Origin of the sequence: Paenarthrobacter sp. CM16 (assembly GCF_013179505.1) — a bacterium.
In the GTDB taxonomy this organism is placed as follows: domain Bacteria; phylum Actinomycetota; class Actinomycetes; order Actinomycetales; family Micrococcaceae; genus Arthrobacter.
On the sequence record NZ_JABMCX010000194.1, the window covers coordinates 1 to 9,044 of the forward strand.

Here is a 9,044-nt window from a genome sequence, read left to right on the forward strand (position 1 = left end):
GACGTGCTCCTGGGTGAGCCGCCGCTCTTCCCGCGCCACCAGGAAGTGGAACTGTCCTGGAAGATCCTGGACCCGTTCGAGGAATACTGGGCCGGGCTCGATGAACAACCGCAACCCTACGCACCCGGCAGTTGGGGACCGGCCTCCGCCGATGCCCTGCTGGCCCGCGACGGACGAACCTGGAGAAGGCCATGATCGTAGATCTTCCCGATACCACCACCTCCAAGATCTCCAAGAAGATCATGTCGCTGCGCGAGCAAGGCGGCGTGATCGCTTTGGGCCGCGTTTTGACGTTGGTGGTGGTGACCAAGTCCGGGCAGGAAGAAGATGCCATCGAGGCAGCCAACGAAGCCAGTCGGGAACACCCCTGCCGGATCATCGTCCTGGCAGACGCGGGAGTGGAGGGACCGGATCGCCTGGACGCCCAGATCCGAGTCGGTGGCGACGCCGGTGCCTCCGAGGTCATCGTCCTGCGCGGGCACGGACACATGGCTCACGAGAGCGAATCGCTGGTGGCCGCGCTCTTGCTGCCGGACGCGCCGATCGTGGCCTGGTGGCCGCACGGAGCCCCGGAGAGCGCTTGTGAGACGTCCATTGGCCGGATCGCGCACCGCCGGATCACCGACTCGGCCAACGAACCCGATCCACGCCATGCACTGGAAAACATCCGGGCGACCTACAAGGCCGGCGACACAGACCTCGCATGGACACGCCTGACCAACTGGCGCATGCAACTCGCCGCCGTCTTCGATCAGGTAGACAGTGACCCGGTCTCCGCGGTTGCCGTTGAAGGCGCGTCCGACTCCCCCAGCACGCTGCTTCTGGCAGCTTGGCTCAGCCTCGCGCTGGAGGCGCCGGTCACCATCGTGGCGGACCCTGCAGGGACCGGTATCCGCCGCGTCCGCCTCACCCGGGCAAGCGGTGACGTCCAGCTCTTCCGTCCGGGCCTTTCCGTGGCCGAACTGACGCAGCCCGGCCAGCCGGCGCAGCGTATCACCCTCCCCCGGCGCAGCCTGAAGGATTGCCTCGCCGAAGAACTACGACGACTCGACCCCGACGAAGTCTTCGGAGAAGTGATTACGATGGGACTTCCACTTACCAGCCAGAGGAGAGTCCAGACCAGTGCACGCTGAGCCCAGAGTTAGCATCCATCCCGACTCCAAGGTGTTGATGGCCGCCATTGCGGCCCGCCTGATTACCAAGCTCGTGGATGTCCAGGACAAACATGGTGAGGCTACGGTGGTCCTGACCGGCGGTACCGTCGGCATTGGAACGCTGAAGGCGGTGGCTGACTCAGCCGCAGCCCCGGCGGTCGACTGGTCCAAGGTTAACTTCTGGTGGGGTGACGAACGCTTCGTCGCTGCGGACAGCGAGGACAGGAACACCCGTCAAGCACACCAGGCCCTCTTGGCGCACTTGGACGTGGATGCCTCCAGGATCCACGAGCCAGGTTCAACTGATCAGTTCGCCACTGCTGAGGACGCCGCCGCCGCGTATGCAGAAGAACTTAAAGCAGCAGCCGAGGCGGAACATGCAGCCGACATGTCTGATGACCGTTTAGAAGAGGCGGGCATCCTCCCGCGCTTCGACGTCCTGCTTCTTGGTGTCGGCCCTGACGCCCACGTAGCCTCGCTCTTTCCCGAGCAGGCCGGAATTCGTGAGAAGAAGCGCACTGTGGTGGGGGTCGAAAACTCACCCAAACCGCCGTCGTCGCGTATTTCCTTGACGTTGCCGGCTATCAATACCGCCCAAGAGATTTGGATGGTTGTTGCCGGCGAGGACAAGGCGGGAGCCGTGGGACTGGCCTTGGCAGGTGCCAACCCGGTGCAGGTACCGGCCGCGGGTCCTGTGGGCCGTTCCCGGACTCTGTGGCTTATTGACGAGAATGCGGCCTCACGCGTCCCCCAGCAACTGGTCCGGAAGGACCCTGCGGGCGCGTAACCGCTCCAACGCTCCAGCCAGGACAATTTCCGCGTCCTGGCTGGAGCGTCTTTCTTTAACGTAATCCAGGTGCGATTTGTAGAGCTCATCCTCTGGCCTGGGCGGCGCGGGAAGGCCGGGATCGCGTGAAGAAGGAAGGCCGCACTTGGGGCAATCCCAATTCTTGGGAATCTGGTCGTCCGGGAGTTTGAGGAAGACAAGCTGTGTTTGGTGTCCCTTGGCGCACCAGTAGGGGACGCGAATGCGCGGCAGTTGAACACCATCACTGTGGTCGCTGTGGTTCCTTGGAGGTGACCCTTGGGCTACTCCAACGCGGGTGCCCCGATATCCAGGCGTGCCATGAACCATTTTCGAACCCCTAGCGACTCGGTGGTCGGCCCTCACGGCCCTGGCCGTTATGGCCAACAGGCCCAGTCTAATGCGGGGTTACGACGACGGCACTAGTGGTGGACGCAATGGAAAAGAAAAAGGGAGGCCCCCAACAAGGAGCCTCCCTTTTTAGGAAACGACTAGGAGTCGCCACCCGAGGTAAATCGCATGATCAGGCCAAGGCCGATGATGACAGCACCCCACGTGATACCCAGAATGATGGTGAAGCGGTTCAGGTTACGCTCGGCTACACCGGACGAACTCAATCCGGAGCTCATTCCGCCACCGAACATGTCGGACAAACCGCCGCCACGTCCCTTGTGCAGGAGGATGAGCAGCGTCAGCAGAAGGCTGGTGATTCCCAGCAGGATCTGCAGAATGACTTGAAGAACGTCCACGACGGCCTTTCGAAGAAGCGGAAAACGGGAGCCGGACTAGTCCGTGACGAGGTGGCTCTCGAACCTGACAATGTTAGCAAACTCAGCGGGGTCCAGGCTTGCGCCACCCACAAGCAATCCATCCACATCATTTTCAGCCATGATGGCGGCGGCATTGTTGGCCTTGACGGAGCCGCCATAAAGAAGCCGGGTCTTTGCCGCTACGGTCTCATCGAAGAGCTCGGCGAGCTCGGTCCGGATGGCTGCGCACATTTCCTGTGCATCCTCCGGACCGGCAACTTCACCTGTACCGATGGCCCAGACGGGCTCATAGGCAACCACGAGCTCGGCAGCCTGCTCCGCGGTGAGTCCCTCCACGCCTGCGCGCAGTTGGGCAAGGGTGTGCCCCACGTGCGTTCCTGCCTGACGGACCTCGAGGCCTTCGCCGACACAAAGAACCGGGGTGACTCCGTGGCGGAAACCGGCCTTGACCTTGGCGTTCAGGACGTCGTCGGACTCGTTGTGGATGGTGCGGCGCTCACTGTGCCCCACCAAGACGTAAGCACAGCCCAACTTGCTGAGGAACTGGCCGGAGATGTCACCTGTGTACGCTCCGGAGTCAAACTGGGAGAGGTCCTGGCCACCGTAGACAACATCGAGGTCGTCACCCTGCACCAGCGTTTGGACGCCTCGGAGATCTGTGAACGGCGGGAAGACAGCCACCTCGACGCGGTTGTAGTCGTGCTTGGCGTCGGACAATGTCCAGGCAAGTTTCTGCAGCAAGGTGATGCCCTGGACATGGTCCATGTTCATCTTCCAGTTGCCGGCGATGAAGGGCTTACGGACAAAGTTGCCGTTGGCAGAGGTAGTCACATGAACTCCAAAGAATGCGTAGAAATATGGAACGGCCGGCAGGACGCATGGCGTCCTGCCGGCCGGGTAGTACTTAGCGGTCCAGGACGCTCAGACCGGGAAGGTCCTTGCCTTCAAGGTATTCCAGGCTTGCGCCGCCACCGGTTGAGATATGTCCAAACTGTGAGTCCTCGAACCCAAGGGTCCGAACGGCAGCCGCGGAGTCGCCGCCACCCACCACAGTGAAGGCAACCGTATCGGTCAGCGCTTGGGCGATGGCCCGGGTGCCACTGGAGAAGGCTTCAAATTCGAAGACACCCATGGGGCCGTTCCAGAAGACGGTCTTTGCCCCTTCGATCTGTGCCGCGAACGCGGAAGCAGACTCGGGTCCAATGTCCAGGCCTATGCCCGACGCACCGAAAGCACTGTCCTCAATGGCGTCCGCCTTGACGACCTCGTGTTCGGCATCAGCTGCAAAGCGGCTGGCCACCACCACATCGGTGGGGATCACGAACGAGGTGCCGGCAGCAGAGGCGCGCTGGAGGTAGTCCTGCACAACCGGGATCTGGTCTTCCTCGAGGAGGCTTCCGGCAACCTTATGGCCTGCAGCGGCCAGGAAGGTGAAAAGCATGCCGCCGCCAACCAAGATGGTATCGGCCTTGCCCAGGAGGTTCTCGATCACAGCCAGCTTGTCCGACACCTTGGACCCGCCAAGAACCACGACGTAAGGCCGCTGCGTGTCAGTGGTGAGCTTCCGAAGGACTTCGACCTCCGTATGCACAAGATCGCCCAGGTATGACGGCAACCGGGTGGCTACATCGTAGACACTGGCATGCTTGCGGTGAACCGCACCAAAGGCGTCGTCCACGAATGCCCCGTTGCTTCCCGTCAGGGCAACCAGCTCATCGGCGAAGGCGCCGCGCGCGGCGTCGTCCTTGCTCGTTTCCCGGGCATCGAAGCGGACGTTCTCCAGGATGAGGACGTCACCATCCTGCAGGCCGGCTGAGAGCTCCTTGGCGGAGGCTCCTACCGTGTCTGCTGCAAGCTGCACCGGGAAGTCGGCGAGCTCCGCCAATCGGGCCGCAGCGGGCTTCAGGGAGTACTTGTCTTCAGGAGCGCCCTTGGGGCGTCCCAGGTGGGCCGTAACGAGCACACGGGCACCGGCGTCCGAGAGCTTCTTGAGGACCGGAAGCGAAGCCTTGATGCGGCCGTCGTCGGTCACTGTAGAGCCGTCGAGCGGCACATTCAGGTCACTTCTGACCAGAATGTACCGCCCGCGGACACCTTCAGCGATGAGTTCGTTGAGGGTGTGAGATGTCATGTGTCTACCCTAGCCCAGCTTGGATGCGACGAGCTCCGTGAGGTCAACGAGGCGGTTGGAGTAACCCCACTCGTTGTCATACCAGGAAACAACCTTGACCTGGTTGCCAATGACCTTGGTGAGGCCGGAGTCGAAGATCGACGACGCAGGGTCCCCAACGATGTCCGAGGACACGATGGGAGCATCGGTGTAGCTGAGGATGCCGGCGAACTGCTCGGACTCAGCGGCGGCCTTGACGGCTGCGTTGACTTCTTCGACCGTTACTTCGCGGGAGACGGTTACCGTGAGGTCCGTCGCTGAACCGGTGGGAACCGGAACGCGGATGGCGTAGCCATCCAGCTTGCCCTTGAGCTCCGGGAGCACCAGGCCGATTGCCTTGGCCGCACCTGTTGACGTGGGAACCATGTTGATCGCGGCAGCACGGGCACGGCGGAGATCACCGTGGGGGCCGTCCTGCAGGTTCTGGTCCGCCGTGTAGGCGTGGACCGTGGTCATGAGGCCACGCTCGATGCCGAAGGCGTCGTTCACTACCTTGGCCAGCGGGCCGAGGCAGTTGGTGGTGCAGGATGCGTTGGAGATGATGTTGTGCGCTGCGGGGTCGTAAAGCTCGTGGTTGACACCCATGACGATGGTGATGTCTTCGTCGCTGGCAGGCGCCGAGATCAGGACCTTCTTGGCACCGGCGTCAATGTGCTTCTGCGCGGCTGCAGCCTTGGTGAAGAAACCGGTGGACTCGATGACGATGTCAACGCCCAACTCGCCCCAGGGAAGGTTGGCGGGATCGCGCTCGGCGAGGACCTTGATGGACTGGCCGTCGACTACCAGGTTTCCATCGACAACTTCCACGGTCTGGGCGAGGCGTCCACCGACGGAGTCATACTTCAGGAGGTGGGCGAGGGTCTCGGGACTGGTGAGATCGTTGACTGCCACGATCTCAAGGTCTGCGCCCTGGGCCAGTGCTGCGCGGAAGTAGTTACGGCCGATGCGGCCGAAGCCGTTGATACCAATACGGGTGGTCACTATGTGTCAATCTCCTTGGTGCTCTTGCAAGCACGCCTAGTGAGTCGGATTAATAATTTCCAACTAACAGACCCCGCACGTCTTTGGGCAGAGGTGATTATCAGATCGGAGGGCGACCAGCCACGTTGCTGAAGGCTAACCGCCTTCCGTGATCCATCTTACGTTTAACTAAGCCTGCCCCCGCAACTGCGGAGGCAGGCTTTCCAGCATTTGGCCCCAATTCACGCTAAAAGTGACTTTTGTTACATCGGCGTGAACCGGGGCTCACCAACTAGAGGACGATGAGGCCCGTAGCGTTGGTGCGTGCGGCTTCGAAGCGCTTGGCGACGTCCGCCCAGTTGGCGATGTTCCAGAAGGCTTTCACGTAGTCAGCCTTGACGTTGACGTAGTCCAGGTAGAAGGCGTGCTCCCACATGTCCAGCATCAGCAGCGGCGTGGTGCCTACTGCGACGTTGCCCTGCTGGTCGTAAAGCTGCTCGATGAGCAGGTTTCCACCGATGGGCTCGTAGGCCAGGAAGGCCCAGCCGGAACCCTGCAGGCCGAGTGCGGCAGCGCTGAACTGAGCACGGAAGGCATCGAAGGAACCGAAAGCGTCGTCGATGGCAGCCGCGAGCTCACCTTCGGGCTTGTCGCCGCCGTCCGGGGAGATGTTGTTCCAGAAGACGGAGTGGTTGATGTGTCCGCCGGTGTGGAACGCGAGGTCCTTGGAGAGACGGTTGATGTTGGCGTAGTCGCCCTTCTCGCGGGCATCGGCCAGCTGGGAGAGCGCATTGTTGGCGCCTGCAACGTAAGCCGCATGGTGCTTGCTGTGGTGCAGCTCCATGATCTTTGCCGAAATGTGCGGCTCGAGTGCTGCATAGTCGTAGCCGAGCTCGGGCAGAACGTACTCTGTCACGAAATCCTCCAATGTAATGGACTGACGTCCGGGTTGGTAACTCTCGTTATGTCATCCGGCCAGCGGGCCGGCCGGAAATCCTTGGCGAAGAAGCTTGCTCTTGCCTCCACCGGGAACAACCCGGGGTGGCCTCGCAGTATTTCCTCCACGCATTTTCGATTCTATGGGTGCGGACTACTCGTCCATCATTTCCGGAGTCACATTTGCCTCGGTGCCCGGGATGCCGAGGTCTAGTGCGCGCTTATCGGCCATGGCAAGGAGACGGCGGATGCGGCCCGCGATGGCGTCCTTGGTCATGGGCGGATCGGCCAGGCGACCCAGTTCGTCCAAGCTGGCCTGCTTGTGGGCAACGCGAAGCTCGCCGGCGTACTTAAGGTGATCCGGAACGTCGTCGCCCAGTATTTCCAAGGCGCGGTCAACCCTGGCACCGGCCGCAACGGCAGCCTGGGCCGAACGCCTCAGGTTGGCGTCGTCAAAGTTCGCCAGCCTGTTGGCCGTGGCCCGGACTTCCTTGCGCATGCGACGCTCCTCCCAGACCATCAGGGCATCATGTGCGCCCATGCGGGTCAGGAGGGCTGCAATGGTGTCGCCATCGCGGATGACCACGCGGTCCACGCCACGGACCTCGCGGGCCTTGGCCTGGATGCCGAGACGCCGGGCAGCTCCCACGAGTGCCAGTGCTGATTCAGGTCCGGGGCAGGTGACTTCCAGGGAGGAAGAACGCCCCGGTTCAGTCAGAGACCCGTGGGCAAGGAAGGCTCCCCGCCATACTGCCTCTGCGTCTGCAGCCGAGCCGTTGACAACCACAGAGGGCAGTCCGCGGACCGGTCGTCCGCGTCCGTCCAACAGGCCGGTCTGGCGGGCGAGGGCCTCACCGTCGCGGACTACGCGGACAACGTAGCGGCTCCCCCGGCGCAGGCCCCCTCCGGAGACGACAATGATTTCGCTCTGGTGGCCGTAGACCTCCGCTATTGCGGCACGGAGCCGGCGGGCTGTTGAGGCAAGATCGACTTCGGCCTCAATTACGATCCGGCCCGAAATGATATGCAAGCCGCCTGCGAAGCGCAGCATTGCCGAAACCTCCGCCTTGCGGACCGAAGATTTCTTGATGTCCAGCCGGGACAGTTCGTCCTTGACCGACGCAGTAAGTGCCATCGCGTATTCCTAACTGTTCCCGAAAATATCGTGGTACGCCGCTGCCAGCAGCAGTGGATCATGGACGGGGCGGCGCCTCGACGCCCCTACTCTACCCAACACCACTTCGGCCCCGATCATCCCCGCGGCCTTCTCAAAGGCCTTGAGATCCTGGATTGCAGCAGGATCGGCAAGGACTACATCGACGCTGAACTCAGGGGCGTAGCGGCGCAGGACATCCAGATGGTCCGCCGCCGTCATGCCCGAAGTTTCTTTGGTTTCCACGTCAAGGTTCATAGTGAGGCAGCGCTTTGCAGCAGTGTCCCCAAGCGCCTGGCGCAGCTCGGGCAGAAGCAGGTGGGGCAGCACCGAGGTGTACCAGGATCCGGGCCCCAGAATGACCCAGTCCGCCAACTCGATGGCCGTCAAGGCTTCGGTGCAGGCCGGGGCGTCTTCGGGCAACAGCCTGACCTCTTCAAGCTTTCCGGCAACAGCACACCGGGCCTGTCCGCGAACGGTCTGCAGCTCCTGTCCGCCCCCCGGAAGGTCAACGTGAGCCTGGCCCTCAATGGTGAGGGGCACACTGGACATGGGAAGAACCTGGCCCCTTGCTCCCAGCAGCGCACCGGCCCATTTCAGGCCGGCAACCGTATCTCCCAGGAGTTCCCACAGCGTCACAATCAGCAGATTGCCCATGGCGTGGTGGTCCAGGGAGCCACCCTTGGCGGTACCGGCATTGAACCGGTGCTGCATGACATCCCGCCAGGTCCGGCCCCAGTCTGTGTCATCACACAGGGCACTGAGCGCCATCCGCAGGTCACCGGGCGGAAGGACGCCGTACTCTTCGCGGAGCCGCCCCGACGAGCCGCCGTCGTCGGCTACCGTGACGATTGCCGTCAGCTCCGAGGTGAGCAAGCGAAGGGCGGACAGGGAGGCAGCCAGTCCATGGCCGCCTCCCAAGGCAACCACCGATGGACTTTTCTTCTGCTGGCTGCCGGGGACGCCTTTGGGTGGAATCAGGGGCAGCGGGCCGGTAAGGACGCCCACTACTCGCGGCCCAGATCGCGGTGGGTGGTGGTGACGGTGACACGTGGATACTGTGCCAAACGCTTGGAAAGTTCCACCGCGACTGCCA

At 62.5% G+C, this 9,044-nt stretch carries 10 protein-coding genes and 1 pseudogene; 3 read left to right on the forward strand and 8 right to left on the reverse strand.

Going from position 1 to position 9,044, the window contains the following annotated elements:
• The 3 genes and pseudogenes from HP499_RS16225 to pgl form a co-directional block, all read left to right on the forward strand.
• Positions 1–195 (forward strand): annotated as a pseudogene (locus tag HP499_RS16225) (glucose-6-phosphate dehydrogenase); the annotation flags it as partial.
• Positions 192–1,133: a glucose-6-phosphate dehydrogenase assembly protein OpcA gene (locus HP499_RS16230; protein ID WP_172325258.1), complete on the forward strand. Its 942-nt coding sequence runs from the start codon at positions 192–194 to the stop codon at positions 1,131–1,133. The pseudogene HP499_RS16225 and the gene HP499_RS16230, both read left to right, overlap by 4 nt.
• Positions 1,123–1,941: a 6-phosphogluconolactonase gene (gene pgl / locus HP499_RS16235; RefSeq protein ID WP_172325259.1), complete on the forward strand. Its 819-nt coding sequence runs from the start codon at positions 1,123–1,125 to the stop codon at positions 1,939–1,941. The genes HP499_RS16230 and pgl overlap by 11 nt, the downstream gene beginning before the upstream one ends.
• Here pgl and HP499_RS16240 read toward each other — a convergent pair.
• The 8 genes from HP499_RS16240 to yvcK all read right to left on the reverse strand — a co-directional run bounded on the left by HP499_RS16240 (position 1,894) and on the right by yvcK (position 8,956).
• Positions 1,894–2,289, reverse strand: coding sequence for an RNA polymerase-binding protein RbpA (locus HP499_RS16240; protein WP_172325260.1), 396 nt, complete (start codon positions 2,287–2,289; stop codon positions 1,894–1,896). The genes pgl and HP499_RS16240 overlap by 48 nt on opposite strands.
• Positions 2,290–2,450: 161 nt before the next feature.
• Entirely contained in the window at positions 2,451–2,708 is a 258-nt protein-coding gene (gene secG / locus HP499_RS16245) for a preprotein translocase subunit SecG (protein ID WP_024821019.1), read from the reverse strand.
• Positions 2,709–2,744: 36 nt separating this feature from the next.
• Positions 2,745–3,560, reverse strand: coding sequence for a triose-phosphate isomerase (gene tpiA / locus HP499_RS16250; RefSeq protein WP_172325261.1), 816 nt, complete (start codon positions 3,558–3,560; stop codon positions 2,745–2,747).
• A gap of 73 nt (positions 3,561–3,633) precedes the next feature.
• Positions 3,634–4,860, reverse strand: a complete 1,227-nt coding sequence (locus tag HP499_RS16255) for a phosphoglycerate kinase (protein WP_172325262.1) — start codon at positions 4,858–4,860, stop codon at positions 3,634–3,636.
• 9 nt (positions 4,861–4,869) lie between these two features.
• The gene (gap, locus tag HP499_RS16260; RefSeq protein ID WP_172325263.1) at positions 4,870–5,880 is read right to left on the reverse strand and encodes a type I glyceraldehyde-3-phosphate dehydrogenase; all 1,011 of its coding nucleotides are present in this window, start codon (positions 5,878–5,880) and stop codon (positions 4,870–4,872) included.
• A 271-nt stretch (positions 5,881–6,151) separates the two neighbouring features.
• On the reverse strand, positions 6,152–6,775 hold the full coding sequence (locus HP499_RS16265) for a superoxide dismutase (protein WP_026540622.1): 624 nt from the start codon (positions 6,773–6,775) through the stop codon (positions 6,152–6,154).
• 174 nt (positions 6,776–6,949) lie between these two features.
• Entirely contained in the window at positions 6,950–7,930 is a 981-nt protein-coding gene (gene whiA / locus HP499_RS16270; RefSeq protein ID WP_018777554.1) for a DNA-binding protein WhiA, read from the reverse strand.
• A gap of 9 nt (positions 7,931–7,939) precedes the next feature.
• Positions 7,940–8,956, reverse strand: a complete 1,017-nt coding sequence (yvcK, locus tag HP499_RS16275) for a uridine diphosphate-N-acetylglucosamine-binding protein YvcK (protein ID WP_172325264.1) — start codon at positions 8,954–8,956, stop codon at positions 7,940–7,942.
• Positions 8,957–9,044 lie beyond the last annotated feature (88 nt).

Excerpts from the sequence above, each read along its gene's own strand:
- HP499_RS16255 (WP_172325262.1), bottom strand. The coding sequence starts at position 4,860 with ATGACATCTCACACCCTCAACGAACTCATCGCTGAAGGTGTCCGCGGG.
- HP499_RS16230 (WP_172325258.1), top strand. The coding sequence starts at position 192 with ATGATCGTAGATCTTCCCGATACCACCACCTCCAAGATCTCCAAGAAG.
- HP499_RS16240 (WP_172325260.1), bottom strand. The coding sequence starts at position 2,289 with ATGGTTCATGGCACGCCTGGATATCGGGGCACCCGCGTTGGAGTAGCC.
- whiA (WP_018777554.1), bottom strand. The coding sequence starts at position 7,930 with ATGGCACTTACTGCGTCGGTCAAGGACGAACTGTCCCGGCTGGACATC.